Source organism: Streptomyces sp. S.PB5 (assembly GCF_030403745.1).
Taxonomy (GTDB): domain Bacteria; phylum Actinomycetota; class Actinomycetes; order Streptomycetales; family Streptomycetaceae; genus Streptomyces.
Map to the genome: position 1 here is coordinate 353,691 of NZ_JAQMWP010000005.1, position 24,803 is coordinate 378,493.

Annotated in this window: 23 protein-coding genes; 11 read left to right on the forward strand and 12 right to left on the reverse strand. The window is 71.8% G+C overall.

The genetic code is table 11. The annotated features are described in order from the left end of the window. Positions 1–103: 103 nt before the first annotated feature. Together PH203_RS15540 and PH203_RS15545 are read right to left on the reverse strand one after the other, a co-directional pair. On the reverse strand, positions 104–2,458 hold the full coding sequence (locus tag PH203_RS15540) for a serine/threonine-protein kinase (protein ID WP_289920530.1): 2,355 nt from the start codon (positions 2,456–2,458) through the stop codon (positions 104–106). Positions 2,459–2,651: 193 nt separating this feature from the next. Next, positions 2,652–3,431, reverse strand: coding sequence for a VOC family protein (locus PH203_RS15545; RefSeq protein WP_289920531.1), 780 nt, complete (start codon positions 3,429–3,431; stop codon positions 2,652–2,654). Positions 3,432–3,564: 133 nt separating this feature from the next. On the opposite strand from PH203_RS15545, the gene PH203_RS15550 reads away from it, so the two are divergent. Continuing rightward, positions 3,565–4,200 (forward strand): TetR family transcriptional regulator, encoded by a 636-nt coding sequence (locus tag PH203_RS15550; RefSeq protein WP_289920727.1) that lies wholly within the window; start codon positions 3,565–3,567, stop codon positions 4,198–4,200. Between the two features lie 86 nt (positions 4,201–4,286). Here the strand turns inward: PH203_RS15550 and PH203_RS15555 are convergent, their stop codons facing one another. Beyond that, on the reverse strand, positions 4,287–4,778 hold the full coding sequence (locus tag PH203_RS15555) for a nitroreductase/quinone reductase family protein (RefSeq protein WP_289920532.1): 492 nt from the start codon (positions 4,776–4,778) through the stop codon (positions 4,287–4,289). Further along, the gene (locus PH203_RS15560) at positions 4,775–6,013 is read right to left on the reverse strand and encodes an acyl-CoA dehydrogenase family protein (protein WP_289920533.1); all 1,239 of its coding nucleotides are present in this window, start codon (positions 6,011–6,013) and stop codon (positions 4,775–4,777) included. Before PH203_RS15560 ends, PH203_RS15555 begins: the two co-directional genes overlap by 4 nt. 83 nt (positions 6,014–6,096) lie before the next feature. Here PH203_RS15560 and PH203_RS15565 point away from each other — a divergent pair, with 83 nt between their 5' ends. From PH203_RS15565 to PH203_RS15575, 3 genes are all read left to right on the forward strand, one after another. Continuing rightward, positions 6,097–7,248 carry an acetyl-CoA acetyltransferase gene (locus PH203_RS15565; protein ID WP_289920534.1) on the forward strand — a complete coding sequence of 384 codons (1,152 nt, stop codon included), beginning with the start codon at positions 6,097–6,099 and terminating at the stop codon, positions 7,246–7,248. Positions 7,249–7,479: 231 nt separating this feature from the next. Beyond that, complete coding sequence (locus PH203_RS15570; RefSeq protein WP_289920535.1) at positions 7,480–7,905, forward strand: pyridoxamine 5'-phosphate oxidase family protein; 426 nt, start codon at positions 7,480–7,482, stop codon at positions 7,903–7,905. 46 nt (positions 7,906–7,951) lie between these two features. Beyond that, complete coding sequence (locus PH203_RS15575) at positions 7,952–8,617, forward strand: pyridoxal 5'-phosphate synthase (RefSeq protein ID WP_289920536.1); 666 nt, start codon at positions 7,952–7,954, stop codon at positions 8,615–8,617. 87 nt (positions 8,618–8,704) lie between these two features. Here PH203_RS15575 and PH203_RS15580 read toward each other — a convergent pair whose 3' ends face one another. From PH203_RS15580 to PH203_RS15590, 3 genes are read right to left on the reverse strand one after another with little or no spacing between them, the layout of a single operon-like run. After that, a complete protein-coding gene (locus PH203_RS15580) occupies positions 8,705–9,310 on the reverse strand; it encodes a GNAT family N-acetyltransferase (protein ID WP_289920537.1) in 606 nt (201 codons plus the stop codon). A gap of 31 nt (positions 9,311–9,341) precedes the next feature. Further along, entirely contained in the window at positions 9,342–9,734 is a 393-nt protein-coding gene (locus PH203_RS15585) for a Zn-ribbon domain-containing OB-fold protein (protein WP_289920538.1), read from the reverse strand. Between the two features lie 19 nt (positions 9,735–9,753). Further along, positions 9,754–10,203: a DoxX family protein gene (locus PH203_RS15590; protein WP_289920539.1), complete on the reverse strand. Its 450-nt coding sequence runs from the start codon at positions 10,201–10,203 to the stop codon at positions 9,754–9,756. A 213-nt stretch (positions 10,204–10,416) separates the two neighbouring features. On the opposite strand from PH203_RS15590, the gene PH203_RS15595 reads away from it, so the two are divergent. The 4 genes from PH203_RS15595 to PH203_RS15610 all read left to right on the forward strand — a co-directional run bounded on the left by PH203_RS15595 (position 10,417) and on the right by PH203_RS15610 (position 16,440). Beyond that, positions 10,417–11,616 carry an NAD(P)/FAD-dependent oxidoreductase gene (locus PH203_RS15595; RefSeq protein WP_289920540.1) on the forward strand — a complete coding sequence of 400 codons (1,200 nt, stop codon included), beginning with the start codon at positions 10,417–10,419 and terminating at the stop codon, positions 11,614–11,616. A 171-nt stretch (positions 11,617–11,787) separates the two neighbouring features. After that, positions 11,788–13,281 (forward strand): FAD-dependent oxidoreductase, encoded by a 1,494-nt coding sequence (locus PH203_RS15600; RefSeq protein WP_289920541.1) that lies wholly within the window; start codon positions 11,788–11,790, stop codon positions 13,279–13,281. Positions 13,282–13,426: 145 nt separating this feature from the next. Beyond that, the gene (locus PH203_RS15605) at positions 13,427–15,652 is read left to right on the forward strand and encodes an acetate--CoA ligase family protein (protein ID WP_289920542.1); all 2,226 of its coding nucleotides are present in this window, start codon (positions 13,427–13,429) and stop codon (positions 15,650–15,652) included. Then, entirely contained in the window at positions 15,643–16,440 is a 798-nt protein-coding gene (locus PH203_RS15610) for an enoyl-CoA hydratase-related protein (RefSeq protein WP_289920544.1), read from the forward strand. The genes PH203_RS15605 and PH203_RS15610 overlap by 10 nt, the downstream gene beginning before the upstream one ends. 6 nt (positions 16,441–16,446) lie before the next feature. On the opposite strand, the gene PH203_RS15615 is transcribed toward PH203_RS15610, so the two are convergent. Continuing rightward, positions 16,447–17,382 carry a hypothetical protein gene (locus PH203_RS15615; protein WP_289920545.1) on the reverse strand — a complete coding sequence of 312 codons (936 nt, stop codon included), beginning with the start codon at positions 17,380–17,382 and terminating at the stop codon, positions 16,447–16,449. 82 nt (positions 17,383–17,464) lie between these two features. Between PH203_RS15615 and PH203_RS15620 the strand changes: the two genes are divergently transcribed. Next, positions 17,465–18,064 (forward strand): flavin reductase family protein, encoded by a 600-nt coding sequence (locus tag PH203_RS15620; RefSeq protein WP_289920546.1) that lies wholly within the window; start codon positions 17,465–17,467, stop codon positions 18,062–18,064. Positions 18,065–18,074: 10 nt separating this feature from the next. Here PH203_RS15620 and PH203_RS15625 read toward each other — a convergent pair whose 3' ends face one another. Continuing rightward, a complete protein-coding gene (locus PH203_RS15625; RefSeq protein ID WP_289920547.1) occupies positions 18,075–19,409 on the reverse strand; it encodes an MFS transporter in 1,335 nt (444 codons plus the stop codon). Between the two features lie 71 nt (positions 19,410–19,480). Between PH203_RS15625 and PH203_RS15630 the strand changes: the two genes are divergently transcribed. Next, positions 19,481–20,533: a helix-turn-helix domain-containing protein gene (locus tag PH203_RS15630; protein ID WP_289920548.1), complete on the forward strand. Its 1,053-nt coding sequence runs from the start codon at positions 19,481–19,483 to the stop codon at positions 20,531–20,533. Between the two features lie 36 nt (positions 20,534–20,569). Here the strand turns inward: PH203_RS15630 and PH203_RS15635 are convergent, their stop codons facing one another. From PH203_RS15635 to PH203_RS15645, 3 genes are all read right to left on the reverse strand, one after another. Then, positions 20,570–21,619, reverse strand: a complete 1,050-nt coding sequence (locus tag PH203_RS15635; protein WP_289920549.1) for a Zn-dependent alcohol dehydrogenase — start codon at positions 21,617–21,619, stop codon at positions 20,570–20,572. Beyond that, positions 21,619–22,770 carry an acyl-CoA dehydrogenase family protein gene (locus tag PH203_RS15640; RefSeq protein ID WP_289920550.1) on the reverse strand — a complete coding sequence of 384 codons (1,152 nt, stop codon included), beginning with the start codon at positions 22,768–22,770 and terminating at the stop codon, positions 21,619–21,621. Before PH203_RS15640 ends, PH203_RS15635 begins: the two co-directional genes overlap by 1 nt. 108 nt (positions 22,771–22,878) lie before the next feature. Beyond that, the gene (locus PH203_RS15645) at positions 22,879–23,784 is read right to left on the reverse strand and encodes an SDR family oxidoreductase (protein ID WP_289920551.1); all 906 of its coding nucleotides are present in this window, start codon (positions 23,782–23,784) and stop codon (positions 22,879–22,881) included. An 84-nt stretch (positions 23,785–23,868) separates the two neighbouring features. On the opposite strand from PH203_RS15645, the gene PH203_RS15650 reads away from it, so the two are divergent. After that, complete coding sequence (locus PH203_RS15650; protein WP_289920552.1) at positions 23,869–24,795, forward strand: cyclase family protein; 927 nt, start codon at positions 23,869–23,871, stop codon at positions 24,793–24,795. The last annotated feature ends 8 nt before the right edge of the window (positions 24,796–24,803 follow it).

Consider the following 24,803-nt stretch of genomic DNA (forward strand, 5'->3'; position numbering starts at 1 on the left):
GGTGTGAGAGCGGTGAAGGAACAGGGAACCCGCTCTCCGCATCGACGGCCGCCGTCTGGAACCCCTTCCGAGCGCCCGGTACGACGGCCGTCCGCAGCCGGGATCAGGCGGTTCTGGCGGTCCCGGTGCCCTTCTCCGCGTCCAGCGCGTACACACAGCGGTCCTTGCTGCACGCGTACACCACGCCGTCCTTGACCACCGGGGCGCCGGTGATCTCACCGCCCGTGGCCAGCTTCCAGCGCAGCCGGCCGTCGTCGGCCTTCAGGGTGTAGAGCAGATGGTCGGTGGAGCCGAAGTGGATGCGCCCCTCCGCCACCGCGGGCGCGCCCACGATGTCGCCGCCCGCCTGGAACCGCCACTTCGGCGTGCCCGTGACAGCGTCCAGGGTGTAGAGCCCCTTGCCGCTGCCCACGTGCACATGGCCCGCCACGACCAGCACCGGCTCGATGGAGGAGCGTGCCTCGGTGGCGATGCGCCAGCGGTCGCGGCCGTCGGCGGCGTCGAGGGCGTAGACCGTGCCGAGGTAGTCGGCCAGGTACACCCCGCCGCCGGTCACCGCGGGGCCCGGTACGAAGGCCGGCGGGCACAGGAAGACCGCCGGGGCCTCGAAGTGCCACTTCACATGGCCGGTCGCGACGTCCAGCGCCAGGACGCGGGTGCCCGCCGAGACGTACGCGTAGCCGTCCGGCGCCTGTGTCACCCGGACCGGCACACCGCCGCAGGAGGCCGCGTCGCCGATGGGGTACGACCAGCGCTCGTCGCCCGTGCGGGCGTCCAGGGCCCTGAGGCGGGCGTCCTGCCAGACGTACACCGTGCCCTCGTGCAGGGCGGGGCCCGCCTCGGGGGACTCGAAGTCGGTCTGGGCGCCGGTGATCTCCCACAGCTTCTGGCCGCCCGAGGCCTCCCAGCCCTGGACGCCGCCGCCGCGGGTGCCGGTGACGACCGTGCCGCGGTCGGCCTTGAGGGAGTACACCCAGGCGTCCGTCTGCAGACGCCACAGGTCGGCGCCCTCACGGGCCTCCAGGGCGAACAGGGTGGGGCCGTCGGAGGCGTGGATACGGCCGTCCGCGACCGCCATCGACCAGGCGACGTCCCGGGTCTTGAAGCGGCGGCGGCCGGTGGCCACGTCGAGGGCGTGCACCTCGAAGGAGGTGACGTAGACGAGGTCGTCGGCGACGGAGGGGGTGCCCCAGACATCGTTCGACATGCGGAAACGCCAGGGCCGCCAGCCACCGGCCGGCTCCTGGACGGGCGGCGGGGCGGGTACGGCGGGGCCTACGGCACCATCCGTGCCGTTGACCCCGGGGCGCGGCTTGGACCAGCTGGCGACCAGGCCCGCCTCCGGCGGCGGCGCCTTCACGGCGGCGGCGCGGGCGTCGGCGACCCGCGGTCCGGGCCCGATCGGCACCTGGGCGCCCGCCAGGCGCACCGGCCCGGTGTCGGGCGCACCCGCCGGGCCGACGGGCACGGGTGCGGGGACGACGGGGTCGCGGTTGGGCGGCGGCGGTACGGGCGCGCGGCCCCCGCCGCTGCGGCCGCCCGGGCCCGGCTTGACCGCCGGACGTCCGTTGCGGCGCCCCTCGATCAGGCCCACGGCCCGCTCGGGCAGCCACGCCGACGCCGTACCGCTGTCGTCGGAGCCGGAGCCGAAGAGGTGGGGGGCGAGCTGGGCCTGGAGGTCGGCCGGGTTGGGGCGGGCGGTGGCCTCCATCTGCATACAGGACTCGATGAGGGGCCGCAGCTCGTCCGGGAGGCCCTCCAGGTCCGGGCCCTCGCGGAGCAGCATGAAGACCGTCTCGACCGGGTTGGCGCCGTGGAAGGGCGGGTGTCCGGTGGCGGCGAAGACCAGCATGGAGCCGAGCGAGAAGACGTCGCTGGCGCCGGTGACGGAGCGCGAGTCCTTGGCCTGCTCGGGGGACATGTAGGCGGGGGTGCCGACGGCGACGTTCGTCATTGTCAGACGTGTGTTCGATACGCCGGAGGCGATACCGAAGTCGATCACCCGGGGGCCGTCCTCGACGACGAGGACGTTGGAGGGCTTGAGGTCACGGTGGACCAGCCCGGCGCCGTGGATCGACTGGAGCGCCTCGGCGACGCCCGCCGCGAGCCAGCGCACCGCCTGGGCCGGCATCGGCCCGCACTCGTTCACTATCTCCTCGAGGGAGGGCGCGGGGACGTACGCGGTGGCCAGCCACGGCACGGCGGCGCGCGGGTCGGCGTCGACGACGGCCGCCGTGTAGAAGCCGGAGACGGCCCGGGCCGCCTCCACCTCGCGCGTGAAGCGGACGCGGAACAGCTGGTCCTCGGCGAGCTCCGTCCGGACCGTCTTGATCGCCACGCGCCGGCCGGACGCCGAGCGCGCGAGATAGACCAGCCCCATGCCGCCGGCACCCAGCCGTCCCAGCACCTCGAACGGCCCGATCCGCCGCGGATCGTGCTGTGTCAGCTGATCCACCACTTGCCTGCCACCTCCCCGTACGGGCCGTGTCACACCCTTATGCACACGACCCCGTGCAGCGTCTCACCACCGCACCGCCATGGCGGCACGCACCCCGATTCTTCCTGGCCGAGGCGCAGGTTGCGAACCCGGGTGCGAATCGGGATGTCTCATGCCAAAACGGTACGCACCATCGGCCCAGTCACTGCCTCGGTCACCGTTCCGGCCGTTCGGTCCGCTCCAGTACGGCGAACGACGCCCCCTGATTGTCGGTGACGACGGCCGCTTTCCCGTACGACGTCTCGAAGGGTGGCGCCTGCACCCGCCCGCCGAGCCGGCTCACGGTCCCGAGAACGGCATCACAGTCCTCGACGCCGAAGTGGACAAGAAAGTGGGGCGGCATCTCGGCCGGGAAGACGTCCGCCACCGGGGCCCGGCCGAAATCGGGCTGTGCCTCCGGGCCGAACAGGGCGTCGTGGAAGAGCCCGCCGTAGAAGGTGTTGGCGGCCTCGGTGTCCCGGGCGTACAGCTCCGCCCAGACGAAGGTGCCCGGTTCGCGCCGTACGCCGAAACCGGGGTGGGCCTCCGGTTCCCAGAGCCCGAAGACTGCGCCGTCCGGGTCGGTGACCAGCGCGGAGGTCCCCAGGTCACCGACCGGCATGGGCGCGGTGACGACCTGTCCCCCGGCCGCCCAGATCCGGTCCGCCAGCCCCTCGATGTCGGGGGTCGCGAAGTACACCGTCCATACGGTGGGCATCCGCCCGTCCGTCTTGTGGGCGAGCGCGGCGACCGGCCGGCCCTCCTTCAGGGCCCATACGGCCCCGCCGTACCGCTGCTCCTCGAAGGTCCACCCGAAGAGCTCACCGTAGAACCGCTTGCCCGCCTCGACGTCGGGAAGCTGCGCGTCCACCCAGCACGGGACGCCCTCCCCGTACGCGGACCCGTACCCGGACCCGTGCGCCGGTCCGTCTGCGGATGCCCTGTTTTCGGCCATACCGCCAAACTAACGGCGACTCACGCAGCGCGCAGACCAGCGCACCAGCCTCCAAAAGCCCGCGCACCCCATTTGCAGTCGGCCGAATCGCGCTCCGATCACCCCTCGGTAAGCTGACGGCATGACAGGACAAGTGCGTACCGTCGACGGCCGCGTGGCCGGCCGGCGTGGGCAGGCGACCCGGCAGAAGCTGCTCGACTGCCTCAGCGAGATGCTCAGCTCCTCCCCTTACCGGGACGTCAAAGTCATCGATGTCGCCCGGAAAGCGGGCACTTCGCCCGCGACCTTCTACCAGTACTTCCCGGACGTCGAGGGCGCCGTCCTGGAGATCGCCGAGCAAATGGCCACCGAGGGCGGACAGTTGACCGCCCTGCTGGAAGGGCGGTCATGGGTCGGCAAGGCCGGCTGGACGACCGCACAGGAACTCGTCGAGGGGTTCCTGGAGTTCTGGCGCAAGAACGACGCGATCCTCAGGGTCGTCGATCTCGGGGCCGCCGAGGGCGACAAGCGGTTCTACAAGATCCGTATGAAGATCCTGAACTCCGTGAACAACTCCCTGGCCGATTCGGTGGCCGAGTTGCAGTCCAAGGGCAAGGTCGACAAGGACGTGAACCCGGCGGCGGTCGCCGGTTCGCTGGTCGCGATGCTCGCGGCGGTCGCCTCGCACCAGAAGGGCTTCCAGACCTGGGGCGTCAAGCAGGCCGAACTCAAACCGAACCTGGCGCTGTTGGTCCACCTGGGCGTGACCGGCAAGAAGCCGACCAAGTAGACCGAGGGCCTCGACGGGCCCTTTCAGGCACCAAGTCCTGTCTGGTGGGCGGTGGTTCACAGAGGTGAGCCACCGCCTGCCGTGCCTCACGCCAGGAGTCGCGGCCCCTCCCGCCGGACGATCCGGAACAGCCGGATCTCCCGGTCGATCCGCGCCTGATACGTCGCGTACGGCGGCCAGAACGCCAGCGCCGTCTTCCACACGGCGGCCCGCTCCTCCCCCTGAAGCAACTGCGCCGTCACCGCGATGTCGGCGCCCTTCCAGCTGACCTCGGCGTCGGGGTGGGCGAGGAGGTTGGCGGTCCAGGCGGGGTGGCCGGGCCGCCCGAAGTTGGATCCGATGAGAATCCAGCTCTGCCCGCCGTCCTCGGGCATACAGGCGAGCGGAGTACGCCGGACGAGCCCGCTCCGCGCCCCCGTGGAGGTCAGGATGACCCCCGGGAGCATCTGCGCGCTCAGGATGACCTTGCCGCGCGTGAGCCGGTGGACGGCCCGGTCGAGCGCGGGAATGACATGCGGGGCCACCTTGGCGAACCCCCGCGTGGACGAGATGCGCTGCACCACCCGTTCCCCGATCACACCGTCACCTCCGACTTCCCGGCGTTCGCCTCGAAGAGCCGCGCCGCGTCGGCCGCGTGCGCCCGCAGCCGGTGCACCGGCCCGAACAGCAGCTCGTCCCCGGCGGCCCGCTTGAAATACAGATGGACGTCGTGCTCCCAGGTGAACCCGATCCCGCCGTGCAGCTGGATCCCCTCCCCGGCGGCACCGCGCAGGGCCTCCAGCCCCTGGGCGAGGGCGAGCCCGCCGACCCGCCCTCCCGTCTCCCACCACCGCCCTTCCAGCGAGGCGCTGCGCGCCACCCCTCCTGATTCGTCGGCGGTGGCCCAGGCGGCGTAGTAGGCGGCCGAGCGCGCGGCCTGCACCTGCACATACACATCGGCCAGCCGGTGCTTGACCGCCTGGAACGACCCGATCGCCCGCCCGAACTGCTCCCGCTGCTTCACGTACTCGACCGTCCGCTCCAGCACCCGGTCGGCGGCCCCGACGGCCTCACAGGCGAGCACTGCGGCGGCGCTGTCCCCGAGCCGGGCCAGCGCACCGAGCACGTCCGCGTCCTCGGTACCAAGCAACTCGGCTTCCACGTCACGGAGTTGGAGGCGGGCGAGGGGCCGGGTCGCGTCGAGAGCGGTCTGCCGTACCCGCACGAGGCCTTCGGCGTCCCCGTGGACCAGGAAGAGAAGGGTGCGGGAGCGGGCGAAGCCGCCGGTGTGGGCGGCGACGAGCAGGATCCCCGCGGAGTGCCCGTCGAGGACCTGCTCGATCTCGCCGTACAGCCGCCAGCCCTCCCCGTGCCGCCGGGCCTGCACACCCCCCGCGCGCCCGCCCCCGGCCCAGTCCCCGTCGTTGCCGCCGGTGAGGGCGAGGCCGGCGGGTGGTACGGCGAGGGCGGCGGTCAGGGAGCCGTCGGCGATCCGCGGAAGCAGTTCGGCGCGCTGCGCCTCGGTGCCGAGGGTCAGCAGCAGGGGGGCCGTGAGCACGGCGGTCGCGAGCAGCGGCGAGGGCGCGAGCGCCCGCCCGGTCTCCTCGCCCGCGAGGGCGAGTTCGGTCGGGGAGCAGCCGACACCGCCGTACGCCTCGGGAAGGGCGAGTCCGGGCAGGCCGAGGCGTTCGGCGAGGGCGGTCCACAGCCCGGTGTCGTACCCGTCCGGACGGTCGACGGCGGCCCGCAGCTCCTGCGCCCCGCAGCGCTTGTGGAGCAGTTCGCGCAAGGTGCGGCGGATCTCGTCCTGTTCGACGGTGAAGCCGGCGTCCATGGCGACCCCTTCCCTCCGGATCTGACGGTCCGTCATATTAGGAGCGGCGGACCGATATGCACAGACAGAGGGAGAGACCATTCATGACGGCCGGATCCCGCAGAGTCGCCGTGGTAGGCGTGTCCCTCTCCGACTGCGGCCGCGTGGACGACGCGACGCCGTACACCCTGCACGCCCAGGCGGCCCGCCGCGCACTGGCGGACGCCGGGCTCGACAGGTCGGTCGTGGACGGGTTCGCCTCGGCGGGCACGGGGGTGCTGGCGCCGGTGGAGGTGGCGGAGTACCTGGGCCTGCGCCCCACCTGGGTGGACTCCACCTCGGTCGGCGGCGCGACCTGGGAGGTGATGGCAGCTCACGCGGCGGACGCGATAGCGGCGGGCCACGCCGAGGCCGTGCTCCTGGTCTACGGCTCGACGGCGCGGGCGGACATCAGGGCGGGACGGCGCACCGGGAACCTCTCCTTCGGCGCCCGGGGCCCGCTCCAGTTCGAAGTCCCGTACGGCCACACCCTGATCGCCAAGTACGCGATGGCCGCCCGCCGCCACATGATCGAACACGGCACGACGATCGAGCAGTTGGCGGAGGTCGCGGTCCAGGCCCGGGCGAACGCGGCCCTGAACCCGGAGGCGATGTTCCGCGACCCCATCACGGTCGACGACGTCCTGTCGGGCCCGATGATCGCGGACCCGTTCACCAAGCTCCACTGCTGCATCCGCTCGGACGGCGGCGCGGCGGTCCTCCTGGCGGCGGAGGAGTACGTACAGGACTGCCGCACCGCCCCCGTCTGGATCCTCGGCACCGGGGAGCACGTCTCGCACGCGACGATGTCGGAGTGGCCCGACTTCACGGTCTCCCCGGCGGCGGTGAGCGGCCGGCTTGCCTTCGAGCGGGCCGGGGTGAGCCCCTCGGACATCGAACTGGCGGAGATCTACGACGCGTTCACGTACATGACGCTGGTGACGCTGGAGGACCTGGGCTTCTGCAAGAAGGGCGAGGGCGGGGCCTTCGTACAGTCCCGCGCGCTTCCGGTGAACACGGACGGGGGCGGCCTTTCGGCCCAGCACCCGGGGATGCGGGGGCTGTTCCTGCTGGTGGAGGCGGTACGGCAGCTGCGCGGAGAGACGGGCGCGAGACAAGTACGACGTCCCGACGGCGAGTTGCCGGAGCTGGCGGTGGCCTCCGGGACGGGGGGCTGGTTCTGCTCGTCGGGGACGGTGGTGCTGGGCCGGGGGTAGACCGTGGTCCGGGGTGGACCGTGGTCCGGGGTGGACCGTGGTCCGGGGTGGACCGTGGTCCGGGGTGGACCGTGGTCCGGGGTGGACCGTGGTCCGGGGTGGACCGTTGCCCGGCCACTGCCCCTGGCGGCGCCCAGAGGGAACACCCGCCCCCCGTAGCGGGTTGTGAACGGCACGGAGAACCCGCAAGCCGATCAGACCGTGCCCGCCACCAAAACCCGGAGGACCGACATGGCACTGACCCGCTCGGAGCGCGAACAATTCCTGGCCGAGCCCCATGTGGCCGCGCTGGCCGTGGACGGCGGAGCAGGCCGTGCCCCGCTCTCCGTGCCGATCTGGTACCAGTACCAACCCGGCGGCGACATATGGATCATGACCGGCCTGGGCTCCCGCAAGCAGCAACTCATCGACGCGGCAGGCCGTTTCTCCCTCCTGGTGGACACCGTGGAGCCCACACTGAAGTACGTCTCCGTGGAGGGCCCGGTCCTCGACACGGCCCCCGCCACCCTCGAACTCCTCCGGGAGCTCTCCGCGCGCTACCTCCCCGCGGAGAAGGTGGAGGGCTACGTGGACCACGCGTGGAAGAACTACGGCGAGCAGGTGATCATCCACATGCGCCCGGAGCGCTGGCTGACGGCGGACCTGGGTTCGGTGTGACCCGCGTGACCCGCGTAACCCGCGTGACCCGCGCGACAATCGCCCCATGGCAACGGATCTTCACGAACTGCTGAGATCACTGCGGGTATGGGCCCCGGAACACACCACCCTGCCCCCCTTCACCCCCGAGACCGCCCCCGCCGAACCACTCCCCCTCTTCACGGAGTGGTTCGCGGAGGCGGTCCAGGCCGGCCAGCCCGAGCCCCACACCATGTCCCTGGCCACCTCGGACCCGGACGGCAACCCGGACGTACGCACGGTGATGCTCCACGGCGCCGACCGGACCGGCTGGTCCTTCGCCACCCACGTCACCAGCCGCAAGGGCCGGCACCTCACCACCCGCCCCTACGCCGCCCTCGGCTTCTACTGGCCCGCCCTGGGCCGCCAGATCCGTCTCCGGGGCCCCGTCACCGCGGCGCCCTCGACGGAGAGCCAGGCAGACCTGCACGCCCGCTCGACGGGCGCCCTGGCCGCAGCCCTGACCGGCAACCAGAGCGCTCCCCTGGGCTCCCTGGCGGAACTGGCCACCACCTCGGAGGCCGCGTGGACCGAGGCCCAGCGAACCCCGGCCCCCCGGGTCCCGACGTGGACCCTCTACCACCTACCCCCCGACGAGGTGGAGTTCTTCCAGGGCGACCAGCAACGCAGACACGTACGACTGTCTTACCGCCGCACGGACGAGTCATGGACGCGGTGCTTGCTCTGGCCGTGAGCAGGGGCGAATGGCAGATCTGTTCCACAGCGAGCCCGCTCCACCTGCGGTTTTACGCTGAGCCGCTGGAACAGATCTGCCAATCCCTCAGTCCTCGTCCCCTACCCCCGGGTCTGTGGTCAGCCGGGCGTGTAGGTGTACGTCTCTGAAGGCGTCCAGGGTTGTCGAGTCGGGCAGCGCACCCCGCAACGTCCCCTCGTACGCGAAACCGCATCTCTCGGCTATCCGGCAGGACGCGTCATGGCCGAGCGCATGCCCGAGCTCCAGCCGGTGCAGCCGCAGATCGGTGAAGGCCCACCGTGCGACGAGGGTGAGCGCCCGGGTGGCTACCCGTTGTCCGCGAGCCTCGGGCAGCACCCAGTACCCGACACGCGCGACCCGCACGACGTGGTCGATCTCGTGGACCCCGATGTTCCCCAACGTCGTTCCGCTCGCGGCGTCCGTGACGCGAAAGGCGACACCGACGCCGTCGGCCGCGGCCTCCGCGCCCGCACGCAGCGAGGCGCGAGCGGCGTCGAGGTCGGTGACCGTCTTGAGCGGGGTGTTCCAGCGCCGGAACTCGGGATCGGACCGCCCGCGCAGCCAGTCGGCGGCATCGGCGTCGGATTCCGGGTCCCAGCGGAGCAACCGCAGCCCGTGGCCGAGCAGTTCGGGAGCGGGGTGGCTCGGGGACCGTTCGCGTGTATGGGCCATCGGGCCATTGAATACGGAAGGGGCCCGCCGATCACCCCCTGGGCCGGAAGACCGGGATCCCTTGCCTGAAAACGACCTCCAGCGGCAGGCCGGCCCTCAGTTCGTCTTCCCCGGCGTCCACCACCTCCGTCATCATCCGTGGCCCTTCGGCGAGTCGGACCACGGCGGCGACGTACGGCGTCCGCTCCCCGAACGGCGGCAGATCGTTGCGGTGCACCACGGACCACGTGTACAGCTCGGCCCGACCGCTCGCCGGCTCCCACGTCACGTCCTCGCTCCAGCAGTGCGGACAGAACTCGCGCGGATAGTGGTGCACCCGCCCGCACGCCCCGCAGCGCCGCACCAGCAGCCGCCCTTCCGCCGCCGCGTCCCAGTACGTCCGCGTGAACGCGTCGGCCTCCGGCACATCGAAGCGCGGGCCCATCAGACGAACCCCATGTCCATCAGAACCACCCCACCGCCGCATCCACCGACCAGCTCTGCCAGGACATCCCGCCCAGCGCGACGACCGAGATCAGCCCCATCATCGAGTTCTGTCCCTGCTCGGCCCAGTCGTGGATCATCAGCGTGAAGTAGAGGACGTTCAGCAGCAGCCCGCCGACCAGCGCGACCGGCGTCAGCAGGCCGGCCACCAGCCCCAGTCCCACCGCGAGTTCCGCGTACACGACGACGTACGCCATGGTCCGCGGCCGTGGCGCGACCACCACCTCGAACCCTGAGCGCACGGCGTTCCAACGGTGCTTGGCGGCGACGTCCGCCGCCCACGCGATGCCGGTGCCGCGCTCGAACCAGGCCTTCTTGTCCTTGTGCCGCCAGCTTTCCAGCCACCACAACCCGAGCCCGATCCGCAGCAGGGCGAGCCATTCCGCCCCGGTGAGCCAGATGGAGTCCATGGATCTGACGGTACGTCAGATAAAGGCGCCCACGGAAGACCGCGTGCGCCGCACGGGAGGAACCTGTGCGGCGGCGTTCCCACACCGCTCCAGCACAACCAGGTGATGTACGTCACGAGCTCCACCCACTCCTCCTACAGGCGTGATCGATCCGAAACCAATTCCGGTCTTGACCGAGACCCATCAACGGCAGGTCTGATTACGCTCGCGCACATGGCCGACTCCGCAGCGCTCCCCGCGACCCCCGCGTCCTCCCCCGCCCGCCCCGTGTACGTCATCGGCGGCGGCCCCGGCGGACTCGCCGCGGCGTACGCGTTGCGCGCCCAGGGCGTACGCGCCGTCGTCCTGGAGAAGTCCGACCGCGTCGGCGCGTCCTGGCGCCGCCACTACGACCGCCTCCACCTGCACACCACCCGCCGCCTCTCCGCCCTCCCGGGGCTCGCGATGCCCCGCCGCTTCGGCCGCTGGGTCTCCCGCGACGACGTCGTCCGCTATCTGGAGAAGTACGCCGAGCACCACGAGCTGGAGACCGTCACCGGCGTCGAGGTCTCCCGCGTCGAACGCTCCCCCGACGGCACCGGCTGGCTCCTGCACGCCACCGGCGGCCGTGAACTGACCGGCGCCGCGGTCGTCGTCGCCACCGGCTACAACCACACCCCGCGCATCCCGGACTGGCCGGGCCGCGACGCGTACACCGGTGAGCTGATCCACGCCGCCGAGTACCGCAACCCGGGGCCGTACGCCGGCCGCGACGTCCTCGTCGTCGGTGCCGGCAACACCGGCGCCGAGATCGCCGTGGACCTGGTCGAGGGCGGCGCCGAGCGTGTCCGTCTCTCCGTCCGCACCGCCCCGCACATCGTCCGCCGCTCCACCGCGGGCTGGGCCGCCCAGTACACGGGTGTCCTCGTACGCCGGCTCCCGGTCGGCCTCGTCGACCGGCTCGCCCGCCCCATGGCCAGGCTCAGCGTCCCCGACCTGTCCGCCCACGGCCTGCCCCGCCCCGACACCGGGCTCTACACCCGCGTCCGTGAGGGCGCCATCCCGGTCCAGGACGTCGGCCTCATCGACGCCGTACGCCAGGGCAAGGTCGAGATCGTCGCCGCCGTCGACGGCCTCGACGAGGACAAGGTCCTCCTCGCCGACGGCACCCACATCGCCCCGGACACCGTGATCGCGGCCACCGGCTACGACCGCTCCCTGGAGTCTCTGGTCGGCCACCTCGACGTCCTCGACGCCCGCGGCATGCCGGTCGTCAACGGAGCCCGCAGCCCGCAGAACGCGCCGGGCCTGTTCTTCAGCGGGTTCGTGACCCCCATCAGCGGCACCTTCCGTGAGGTGGCGATCGACGCGGAGAAGATCGCGAGGGCGATCGTCAAGGGCGAGGGCCGGCAGCTGTCCCGGCTCCCCGTCTGACCTGGGGACTTCCGGCCCACCCTCAACTCGCCCCCAACTCGCCCCCGTACTCCTCCCGTTACTCCTGCGTCAGAAGTGGCGAGAGAGCTGTACGGCGCCACCGCATGGGGCCAGAATGTGAGCACTGTTCATGTTCTGGCTCCACTCCAACCTCTCGCTCTACGACGGAGGATGCACGTGGCACGCGAAAGACAGCTCTCCCGCCGCTCCCTGATAGGCGGTGCCGCCGCGACCGCCGGGGCCGCCGCCCTGACCGGCGCCGCGGCCTCGCCCGCCGCCGCGGCCACCCGTGAGGCCGACGTGGTCGTCGTCGGCGCCGGGCTCGCCGGGCTCACCGCGGCCCGCGACCTGGTGGCGGCCGGCAAGTCGGTGGTCGTCCTGGAGGCCCGTGACCGCGTCGGCGGCCGGGTCGTGGGCCTGCCCCTGGCGGGTGGCGGGGTCACCGAGGGCGGCGGCGAGTTCATCGGCCCCACCCAGGACCGCATCAAGGCGCTCGCCGACTCGCTCGGCGTGCAGACCTTCGCCACCTACAACACGGGCAACAACCTCCTCTACAAGGACGGCAAGAAGACCCCGTACGCCACCGACGGCGTCCTCGGCTCGGTCCCGCCCATCGATGTGGCCGGCCTCGCCAACGCCGCGATCGTGCAGGCCACCCTCGACGACCTGGCCAAGCAGATACCGGTCGACGCCCCCTGGACCGCCGCGAAGGCCGACGAATGGGACCGCCAGACCTTCGAGACCTGGCTGCGCGCCAACGCCGTGATCCCGTCGGCCAAGTTCCTCTTCGACGTGGCCTGCACCTCGATCTTCTCGGCCGAACCCCGCGAACTCTCCTTCCTGTTCGTGCTCTTCTACATCGCCGCCGCCGGCAACGCCTCCAACCCCGGCACCCTGGAGCGCCTCACCGAGACCGCGGGCGGCGCCCAGGAACTCCGCTTCGTCGGCGGCTCCCAGCTGGTGCCGATCAAGCTCGCCGCCACGCTCGGCGACCGCGTGGTGCTGGGCGCGCCGGTGCGCTCGATCGCCAGGTCCGGCAGCAAGTACGTCGTCACGGCCGACGGCATCACCGCCACCGCCAAGAAGGTGATCGTCGCCGTACCCCCGCCGATCGCCGCCCGCATCACCTACGACCCGGTCCTGCCGGCCGGCCGCGACCAGCTCACCCAGCGCCTGCCGATGGCCTCGGTCGGCAAGGCGATCGCGATCTACGACACCCCCTTCTGGCGCGCCGACGGTCTCAACGGCCAGGTCGTCAGCGACACCGGCGTGATCAGCTCCACCTTCGACAACTCCCCGCCCGACGCCTCCTACGGCGCCCTGATGGGCTTCATCGAGGCCGACGATGCCCGTAAGTACGACGCGGCGAGCGAGGCCGAGGTCAAGGCGGCCGTCCTGAAGGACTACGTCACCTACTTCGGCGCGAAAGCGGCCTCCCCCACCTCCTTCGTCCTGCAACGCTGGAACAACGAGACCTACACGCGCGGCGGCCCGGTCTCCATCGCCGCCCCCGGTGTCCTGACCCAGTACGGCCCCAGCCTGCGCACCCCCGTCGGCGGCATCCACTGGGCCGGCACGGAGACGTCCACCTACTGGATGGGGTACATGGACGGTGCGGTGCGGTCGGGCGAGCGGGTGGCGAAGGAGGTGGTGGCGGTGCTGTGAGCGGCACCGCCAGGCGGACCGGTGAGCGGCTGCGGCAGCACCCCGCGCCCATCCTTTGCGTGCACAGCCATTCCTGACACAGCGTCAGTTCCTTTAATCTGACACTGCGTCAGTTAATCGCTGTCACACAGGAGCGGGCGGACCGATGCTTGGATCAACCCACGGCACCCTCACCACCGACTCCCGCCGGGCCCGGGTCATCGCTTGCGGCGAGCAACCCGGGCCCGCCGTCCACGGCAGGCCGGCCGAGGTCGACGACCTCGACGTCAGCGGCCGGCCGCTGTATGCCGACGTCCCCGATCTGGACCGCTTCTTCCGGCCGGAGGCGGTGGCGGTGATCGGCGCCTCGGACACCGAGGGCCGCCCGAACACCGGCGTCACCCGGCAGCTCCTCGGCTGGGCCGAACGCGTCGGCGCCCGTCTCCACCCCGTGCACCCCACCCGCCCGGCGGTCTTCGGCATCCCCTGCTCCCCTTCCGTCGCCGACCTGCCCGAGCAGGTCGATCTCGCCGTGCTGCTGGTGTCCGACCCCCTTCCGGTGATCGAGGAACTGGCCGAGGCCAAGGTGAAGTTCGCGGTCGTCTTCGCCTCCGGTTTCGCGGAGATCGGCGACGAGGGCGCCGCCGCCCAGGCCCGTCTCGCCGCCGCCGTACGCCGGTCCGGGATGCGGCTGCTCGGCCCCAACACCAACCTCAACGCCTTCGAGGAGTTCCGCGAGGACCTCGACGGCCCGGCGATCGCCCTCATCACCCAGTCCGGGCACCAGGGCCGCCCCGTCTTCGCCCTCCAGGAACTCGGCATCCGCCTCTCCCACTGGGCGCCGACCGGCAACGAGGCCGACCTGGAGACCGCTGACTTCCTCTCCTACTTCGCCGAACAGCCCGAGGTGGGCGCGATCGCCTGTTACATCGAGGGACTGAAGGACGGCCGCTCCTTCCTCCTCGCCGCCGACCGGGCCGCCCGCCGCAAGGTGCCGGTGGTCGCGGTCAAGGTCGGCCGCACCGAGAGCGGCGCCCGCACGGCCGCCTCGCACACCGGCAAACTGACCGGCGCCGACGCGGTGGTGGACGCGGCGATGCGGCAGTACGGAGTGATCCGCGTCGACGGCCTCGACGAACTCCAGGACACCGCCGCCCTGTTGGCCCGCGCCCGCCCGCCGCACGCCGACGGGGTCGTCGTCTATTCGATCTCGGGCGGCACGGGCGCGCACTTCGCCGACCTGGCGACGGAGGCGGGACTGAGCCTGCCGGAGCTGTCGGAGGCCAAGCAGGCCGAGCTGCACCAGTGGATACCCGAGTACCTGAGCGTCGCCAACCCCGTCGACAACGGCGGCCATCCGGTGGGCGACTGGCGCGGCCGGAAGATCATCGACGCGATCCTCGACGACCCTTCGGTGGGCGTGCTGATCTGCCCGGTCACCGGCCCCTTCCCACCGCTCAGTGACCGGCTCGTCCAGGACCTGGTGGACGCGGCCGAGCGGACGGACAAGCTGGTCTGCGTGGTGTGGGGATCGCCGGTCGGCACCGAGCCGGCGTACCGGGAGGTCCTGCTCGGCTCCTCCCGGGTGGCCACCTTCCGCACCGTCGGGAACTGCATCACCGCGGTCCGCGCCTACCTCGACCACCACCGCTTCGTCACCGGCTACCGCTCCCCCCTCGACGAGGCCCCGCGCACCACCTCCCCCTCCTTCCGCAAGGCGCAGGCCCTGATGCGCCCGGGCCAGCAGCTGAGCGAGCACGCGGCGAAGCAGCTGCTGCGGGCCTACGGCATCCGGGTCCCGCGCGAACAGCTGGTGACGAGCGCGGCGGCGGCCGTACGGGCGGCGGGTCTGGTGGGCTACCCGGTGGTGATGAAGGCGTCCGGCGCGCAGATCGCCCACAAGACCGAGCTCGGCCTGGTGAAGATCGGCCTCACCTCCGCCAGCCAGGTCCGGGACGCCTACCGGGAGTTGACCGACATCGCCCGCTACGAGGGCGTCTCCCTGGACGGTGTCCTGGTCTGCCAGATGGTCGAGCGGGGCGTGGAGATGGTCGTCGGCGTCACCCACGACGATCTCTTCGGACCGACCGTGACGGTCGGGCTCGGCGGGGTCCTGGTGGAGGTGCTGCGCGACACCGCCGTACGCGTACCGCCCTTCGGGGAGGAGCAGGCGCGGGCCATGTGCGGAGAACTGCGCGGGCGGGCCCTGCTGGACGGGGTCAGGGGGCGCCCCCCGGCGGATCTCGACGCGCTCGTCGAGGTCGTCCTGCGGGTGGAGCGCATGGCGCTGGAACTCGGCGGTGAGCTGGCCGAGTTGGACATCAATCCGCTGATGGTGCTGGAGCGCGGACAGGGTGCGGTGGCGCTGGACGCGTTGGCGGTGTGCCGGTGACCGAGCTGACGTACACCGTGACCGACCAGGTCTCCTACCTCACGCTCAACCGGCCGGAGGCACTCAACGCCCTCACTCCCGGTGGGCGGGACCGGCTCATCGAGCTGCTGGCCGAGGCGTCGGCCGACCCGGAGGTGCGGGCGGTGGTCCTGACGGGAGCAGGCCGCGGCTTCTGCTCCGGAGCCGACCTCCGGGGCACCTCCGCCTCCGCCGCCGGCGAGCGGATCCCCGGGGACGTGGCCCGCACCCTCCGGCTGGGCGCGCAACGCCTGATCGCCGCCGTCCTGGACTGCGAGAAGCCGGTGATCGCGGCGGTGAACGGCACGGCGGCCGGGCTCGGCGCCCAACTCGCCCTCGCCTGCGACCTCGTACTGGCCGCGGAGTCGGCGAGGTTCATCGAGGTCTTCGTCCGCCGCGGGCTGGTCCCCGACGGTGGCGGCGCCTATCTCCTCCCCCGGCTGATCGGCCCGCAGCGGGCCAAGGAGCTGATGTTCTTCGGCGACGCGCTCACCGCCGCCGACGCCGAGCGCCTCGGCCTGGTCAACCGGGTCGTACCGGACGGCGAGTTGGACAAGACGGCGCGCGAATGGGCGACCCGTCTCGCCGCCGGCCCGACCCGCGCCCTCGCCCTGACGAAACAGCTCGTCAACGCCTCCCTCGACACCGACCGGGCCACGGCCTTCGCGGCGGAGGCGGCCGCGCAGGAGATCAACATGACGACCGAGGACGCGCGGGAGGGGGTGGCGAGTTTCGTGGAGCGCAGGAGCGCCGAGTTCAAGGGGCGGTGAACGGGCTCAGTCCCGGGTGAGGATCCGCAGGTCGCCCGCGTCCGGATCGCCGAACAGCACGAACAGCTCGGGGTCGTCCTCCGTACCGCCGATCGTCCAGAACGTCGGCTGCCCGCATCCGCTGCCGGTCTTCAGACCGACGCCGTCGCGGTCCAGGACCTCGTCCTTCCGGACCAGTTCCCAGGACCCGTCCCCCTCGCACACCTCATAGGCCGGGTCGGAGAGCCAGTCGTCGTGCTCCGACACGGCGGGAACCGCGGTCAGTTCGGCCCGCCCGCCCGGGTGCAGCCGCAGCACCGCGCCGTCCTCGTCGCGCCATACGCCGGTGAGCTCACCGGCGGACAGCCGCGGAGGCTCGTACTCCTCGACGAGGCCGGTCTCGGTGGCCAGGACGGCGCCCCCGAAGACGACCATGAACAGTACGAAGGACACACCCGCCGAGACGATCCAGGTCCCCGTGCATCCCCACGCGCGTTCCTTCGTACGGCTGGAGCGCCTGAAGTAGGCCACACCCAGCACGGGAAGGACGCCCAGGGACGCGAACACGGCGGCCGTGAGGCCGAGGGGCCACCCCCACAGCAAAGCGGCGGCCGCGGCCCAGACCGCCCCGAGCACCGCCGCCCATGCCAGGTGCCACGCCCACTCGGGCCCCCGCACGTGGCGGACCGTGAGCCGGGCGAGCAGGGCGGCCGGCAGTGTCTGCACGCACGCGTGGAGCAGCCCGAGGAACGGCAGGTACAGGGGCGCGAGGAGAAGCAGACAGGCCAGTCCGAACGCGCCCCCTCCGGCGCCGTAGTCGTCGCCCGTGGTGACTTCGACGTACGAGATCAGGCCGACGGCAGGCAGCTGTGCCGCCCCCACCGCCGCGGCCGCGTGCACGGCGACCGAGTCCCAGGCCGACCGGGCCCGCCCGAGCTCCCGCCGTATGTCTCCCCACCCCATGCCCGCAGCGTACGCAGCGGTTCTCCCCGGCCCCGCGCACCCCTTCCCATCTGACGCACCGTCAGCTTCAATGGAGGATGTGATGGGACAAGCAGGTATGGCCGAAGCCGCCGTCCGCTATCTGCGGTCGGCCGGGACGGTGGCGCCCGTGGAGCCGCTGCCCCGTCCCGAGCTGCGCTGTGTCCGCGAGGACGAGCGGGCTCCGGTCGGACAGACCGAGTTCCGCCGGGTGCTCGGCAACTTCGCGACGGGCGTGGCCGTTGTCACCTCACCCGCCGCCGACGGCGAGGACGGCCCCGCCGGCTTCGCCTGCCAGTCCTTCTCCTCCCTCTCCCTCGACCCACCCCTGGTCACCTTCATGGTCGGCCGTACGTCGTCGACCTGGCCCCGCATCGCCCGCGCCGGTGTCTTCTGCGTCAACGTCCTCGCCGCCCACCAGGGCGAGCTGTGCCGCGGCTTCGCGGTCAGCGGCACCGACAAGTTCGCGGGAGTCACCTTCGACGCGGCCCCGGCGACCGGCTCACCACGGCTCGCGGACACGCTCGCGTGGATCGACTGCACGATCCAGGCGGTGCACACGGGCGGGGACCATCTGATCGTGGTGGGGCGGGTGGAGGCGCTGGGGACACCGGGCGACGAGGACCGGGCACCTCTGCTGTTCCACAAGGGGCGGTTCGTCTGAGCGGGACCGTTCAGGCCACCGCCGGGACCACCGCGGCCGGCCTGCGCCGGATCACCAGCGCCATCAGCGCCGCCGCCGCGCACAGCGCCCCGGACGCGTACCAGATCATGTCGTACTCACCGAAGACGTCCCGCACCACACCGCCGACGAAGGCCACGAGCGCCGCTCCGACCTGGTGCGAGGCAAGGACCCAGCCGAAGACGATCGCGCTGTCGTCGCCGTAGTGCTCGCGGCACAGGGCGACGGTGGGCGGGACGGTGGCGACCCAGTCGAGGCCGTAGAAGACGATGAAGAAGAGCATCGGCGGGTGGACGCTCGGCCCGAGCAGCATGGGGAGGAACAGCAGTGAGATGCCGCGCAGGCCGTAGTACACGGCCAGCAGCCGGCGCGCGTCGAAGCGGTCGGTGAACCAGCCCGAGGCGATCGTGCCGACCACGTCGAACACCCCGATGACCGCGAGCAGCGAGGCCGCCGCCGTGACGGGCATGCCGTGGTCGTGGGCGGCGGGCACGAAGTGGGTCTGGATCAGGCCGTTGGTGGAGGCGCCGCAGATCGCGAAGGTGCCGGCGAGCAGCCAGAAGGGGCCGGTGCGGGCGGCCTTGAACAGCACGGTGACCGCGCGGCGGGCAGCGCCCGGGACGGGCTCCGGCTTGGGTACGAACTCCTTCGCCCCGTAGGGCTTCAGGCCGACGTCGGCCGGGTGGTCGCGCAGCAGCAGCCAGACGAAGGGGACGACGGCGAGGGCCGCCAGGGAGACCGTGACCGCGGCAGGGCGCCAGTCGTGTTTCTCCACGATCCAGGACAGCAGCGGCAGGAAGATCAGCTGGCCGGAGGCGGAGGCGGCGGTCAGGATGCCGGTGACCAGGCCGCGCCGCTCGGTGAACCAGCGGTTGGTGACCGTCGCCGCGAAGGCCAGCGCCATCGATCCGGAGCCCAGACCGACCAGCAGGCCCCAGCAGAGCAGCAGCTGCCAGGCCGCCGTCATCCACACCGTCAGGCCCGACCCGAGCGCGATGACGGTCAGCGCCACGGCGACGACCCGGCGGATGCCGAAGCGGTCCATCAGCGCGGCGGCGAAGGGGGCGGTGAGCCCGTAGAGCGCGAGGTTGACCGAGACGGCCGCGCCGATCGTGCCGCGTGACCAGCCGTACTCCTGGTGCAGGGGGTCGATGAGCAGGCCGGGCAGGGAGCGGAAGGCGGCGGCGCCGATGATCGTCACGAAGGTGACGGCCGCGACGAACCAGGCTCGGTGCAGTGACACCATGCGGTTCCGCCGCGGGCGGGGACGTCGGGCGGACTGCGGCTTCGGCTCCGCAGTGGCTGCGGTATCGGTTGTCTGGGTCACGACATAGAGCTTCCGGCCTGCGGTCACCTCGATCGAGTGGCCCGAAGGCCAGCATTCGCTAGGATCGGGCCATGACCACGGAACGGGACACCGAGGACGCCTTCCGCCCGCACCGCGTCGTCGTCCTCGCCATGGACGGTGCGCTCCCCTTCGAGCTGGGCATCCCGCACCGCATCTTCGGCCGTCCCAAGGACGCGCTCGGTCGGCACCTCTACGAGGTCGTCACCTGCTCGATCCGGCCGCCGGGCCCGGTCCGCACGGACTCGGACTTCGACATCATGGTCCCGAACGGCCCCGAGATCCTGGCCACCGCCGACACGGTGATCGTCCCGGCGTCCTACGAGTTCGGCCCGGTCTACGAGGAGGGCGTCCTCACCCCCGAGCTCGCCGCCGCCCTCGCCCACCTCCGCCCCGGCACCCGCCTCGCCTCCATCTGCACCGGCGTCTACGTCCTCGCCGCCGCCGGCTGTCTCGACGGCCGCCCCGCCACCACGCACTGGGCGGACGCCGAGCGTCTCCAACGCCTCTTCCCGCGGATCAAGGTCGACGCGGACGTGTTGTACGTCGACGACGGCGACGTCCTCACCTCCGCGGGCGTCGCCGCCGGTGTCGACCTGTGCCTGCACATGGTGCGCCGCGACCACGGCACCGCGGTCGCCAACGCCGTGGCCCGCCGTACGGTCGTACCGCCGCACCGCGAGGGCGGTCAGGCGCAGTACATCCAGCGTCCGGTGCCGGAGCCCCAGCTGGCCACCACGACCACCGCCCGCGCCTGGGCCCTGGGCCGGCTCCACGAGCCGATCCAGCTGCGGGACATGGCCGAGCGGGAAGCGATGTCGGTCCGCACCTTCACCCGCCGCTTCCGCGAGGAGGTCGGGATCAGCCCCGGCCAGTGGCTCACCCAGCAACGCGTGGAACGCGCGCGCCACCTCCTGGAGTCCACCGACCTCTCCGTCGACCAGATCGCCCACGACGCCGGCTTCGGCACCGCCCAGTCGATGCGCCAGCACCTGCAGGCGGCGCTCGGCGTCACCCCCACCAGCTATCGGCGCACCTTCCGCACCGGGGCCGGGACGAAAACCGGGACCGGAGTCAACGGCAGGGCTCGCAGCGACGCGGCTTGAGCGACGGGGGCTCCCGCGGGGCCGCCCCTCAGAGCCTCAGAACGTCAGCACCCCCCGAGCCACCTTCCCCGCCTCCGCATCCCCCACCGCCCGCTCGAACTCCTCCACCGGATACGTCTGCGTCACCAGCTCGTCCAGCAGCAACCGTCCGTCCCGGTACAGCTCGGCATAGAGCGCGATGTCCCGCTGCGGCCGCGAGGACCCGTACCGGCAGCCCAGGATCGACTTGTCCAGGAACATGGACGCCACGACGAAGGACGCCTCGGCGCCCGCGGCGGGCATCCCGAGCAGCACCGCCTGTCCGTGCCGGTCCAGCAGGTCCACCGCCTGCCGGACGAGTTCCACCCGTCCGACGCACTCGAAGACGTGGTCGGCGCCCGTCGGCAGCAGCTCCCGTACGCCCTCGGTCGAGGTCAGGAAGTCGGTCGCGCCGAACTGCCGGGCCACCGCCTCCTTTGCGGGGTTGGCGTCGACGGCGACGATCCGCAGCGCCCCCGCGATCCGCGCCCCTTGCAGCACGTTGAGCCCGATGCCCCCCGTCCCGATCACGACGACGCTGTCCCCGCGGTCCACCTTCGCCCGGTTGAGCACGGCCCCGACCCCGGTCAGCACCCCGCAGCCGATGAGCGCGGCGGACGGCAGCGGAATGTCCTTGGGGATCCGCACCACCTGCACGGCCTTCACCACGGTCCGCTCGGCGAACGCGGAGTTGGACGCGAACTGGAAGACCGGCTGCCCGCCGCGTGTGAACGGCTGACCGGGGCGTCCGATCGCCTTCCTGCACATGGTGGGCCGCCCCCGGTCGCAGTCCGCGCACGTACCGCAGTTGGCGAGCGTGGACAGCGACACATGGTCCCCCGCCACGACATGCGAGACCCCGTCCCCCACCGCCTCCACGACCCCGGCGCCCTCGTGCCCGAGCACCACCGGCACCGGAAAGGGGATCGTCCCGTCCACCACGGACAGGTCGCTGTGGCACAGCCCCGCCGCGGAGACGGCGACCTGCACCTCGCCCGGCCCCGGGCCCCGCACCTCCAGGTCGTCGACGACCTCGACCCGCTTCCCGTCGAACACCACGCCGCGCATCACACAACCCCCTTGGGTTCCTTCGGCAGCCCGAGCACCCGCTCGGCGATGATCGTGCGCTGAACCTGGTCCGAACCGCCGTAGATCGTGTCGGCCCGGGAGAACAGGAACAGATGCTGAAACGGATCGAGTTCATACGGCGCCGAGCTCGACCAGCCGACCGGCCCCACCCCCGCCGCCGGGCCCCGTACCTGCATGGCCAGCTCCCCGAGCCGCTGATGCCACCCGCCCCACAGCAGCTTGGCCACGCTGGAGGCCCCGGCGTCCCCCGAACTCCTCAGTGTCCGCAGCGCGTTCCACCGCATCACCCGCAGTTCGGCCCACTGCCGGACCAGCCGCTCCCGTACGACGGGGTCGTCAACCGCCCCGCTCTCGACGGCGGCCGCGACCACCCGCCCCAACTCGGCCGCGAAACCCACCTGCTGGGCCAGCGTGGACACCCCGCGCTCGAACCCGAGCAGGCTCATCGCCACGCGCCACCCGTCCCCTGCACCCCCGACGACATGTTCCACGCGCGCGTGCGCCCCGTCGAAGAACACCTCGTTGAACTCGCTGGTCCCGGTCAGCTGCCGGATGGGCCGCACCTCGATCCGCCCCGGCTGGTCCATGGCGACGAGCAGGAACGACAGCCCGTGATGGCGGACGGAATCCGGTTCCGTGCGCGCCAGCACGAAGCACCAGTCGGATTCATGCGCCAACGACGTCCAGATCTTCTGCCCGGTGACCCGGTACACCCCGTCCGAGCCCCGCTCGGCCTTCGTACGGATCCCCGCGAGGTCCGAGCCCGCACCGGGTTCGCTGTATCCCTGGCACCACAGTTCGTCCCCGGCGGCGATGGCCGGGAGGAACCGCGCCTTCTGCTCGTCCGTGCCGTGCGCGACCAGGGTGGGCGCGAGCAGGTTCTCCCCGATGTGCCCGGACCGCGGCGGCGCGGACGACCGAGCGTACTCCTCGGCCCAGGCGACCTGTTGAGTAAGAGACGCGGTCCGATTCCCATAGCCACCCTCAGACCATCCGAGCCCGATCCACCCACCTTTCCCAAGAGTGCGTTCCCACGAACGACGATCAATCCCAACAGAGGCATGCTCACTGAGCCAGTCCCGAGCCTCGGTACGGAACACCTGATCCTCGGCAGTGAACCCAAAGTCCACAGGGTTCTCCTCTCAACACCGCCCGCTGGAGCTACCTAGGGGCGCGGGGAACTGCGCGATCAACCACACCAAACCCGCACCCGCCAAACCACCGATCCCCCCACCCCATTAGGCGTTGGGCCGCTCCCCTTCCCGCGCCGCCCGCTCCATAGAAGCCACCCGCTCCAACAAAGGCATCGGATCCACCCCCACCGACCCCGGCAGAAACTCCGCGATCTTTTCCGCCGTCCAACCGCCGGAGGCATACGCCGCGCGCAGCTCCCGCGGCTGCGCCCACACCGCGATCTTCGGCCCGGCGATCGTGTACACCTGCCCGGTCACCTCCCGGGCCCGCTCCGACAGCAGGTACACCACGAGCGCGGCCACATCCTCCGGCTCCCCGATCTCCGCGAGCTCCATCGGCACCCCCGCCGACATCCGCGTACGAGCCACCGGAGCCACCGCGTTCGCGGTCACCCCGTACTTGTTCAGCCCCAGCGCCGCACTGCGCACCAGCGAAATGACCCCGCCCTTCGCAGCGCTGTAATTGGCCTGCGAGACGGACCCTTGATGATTGCCACTGGTGAACCCGATCAACGTCCCGGCCCGCTGCTTCCGCATCACCGCGGAGGCCGCCCGGAACACCGTGAACGTCCCCTTCAGATGAGTGGCGACGACGGGATCCCACTCGTCCTCGGTCATGTTGAACAGCATCCGCTCCCGCAGGATCCCGGCGACGCACACCACCCCGTCAAGCCGCCCGTACGACGAGAGCGCGGTGTCGACGACCCGCTGTCCGCCCGCCATGGTCGACACGTCGTCGGCCACCGCGACGGCCGACCCACCCGCCGCCTCGATCTCCTTGACGACACCGAGCGCGACCTCACTCGTGGGCGACTCCCCGTCCACCGACACCCCGTAGTCGTTGACGACGACCGAGGCCCCCTCCGCCGCCGCGCACAGCGCCACCGCCCGCCCGATCCCCCGCCCCGCCCCCGTCACGGCGACGACCTTGCCTGCCAAGAAGTTCCCCACGCCCGGCCCCTTCCCGCGGTTTCTGACGGACCGTTAGATTTTATGACCCGTCAGATACCTGTAGACAAGCCCCGGGGAGCGCCGATGCCACTGCAGGCCGAGTTCCACGACATCGCCAAGCGCGTGAACAACTGGGGGCGTTGGGGCGCCGACGACGAGATCGGCACCCTCAACCTGATCACCGACGAGGTCGTACGAGAGGCCGCGGCGGAGGTCAGGACGGGCCGCCGCGTCCCCCTCGCCCTCGCCCTGAGGGAGGACGGCGTGCAGACCGGTATGATCCCGGGGCGGGTCAACCCCCTGCACGCGATGGTGCAGATCAACCAGGAGATCTTCGGCCCGGGAACCGTCGCGTGCAGCGACGACGCCGTGACGATGGGCCTGCAGGCGGCCACCCACTGGGACGCGCTCACCCACGTCTCGCACTCGGGCGTGCTCTACAACGGCCGCCCCGCCGCCTCCATCACCCCGCACGGCGGCGCCGAGTTCAGCGGTATCGACAAGGTGCGGCACATCGTCTCGCGCGGGGTCCTGCTGGACGTCGCACGCGCGCGTGGCACCTCCCGGCTGGACGGCTCGTACGCCGTCACCCCGGAGGACCTGGACGCCGCGGAGGAACTCGCGGGCACGCGCGTGCGCGCCGGCGACATCGTGCTCGTACGGACCGGGCAGGTGCAGGTGTATCTGGCGGGCGACAAGCACGCGTACGGCTATCCGTCGCCGGGGCTGTCGATCCGTACGCCGGAGTGGTTCCACGCGCGCGATGTCGCGGCCGTCGCGAACGACACGCTGACCTTCGAGATCTTCCCGCCCGAGATCGAGGACCTGTGGCTGCCCGTGCACGCACTCGACCTGGTGGAGATGGGGATGCTGCAGGGCCAGAACTGGAATCTCGAAGAGTTGTCCACAGCCTGTGGAGAAGAGGGCCGCTACACGTTCCTGCTGTCGGCGATGCCCGAGCCGTTCGTCGGCGCGACGGGAACGCCGGTGGCTCCGGTCGCCATTCTCTAGGGCCGGCG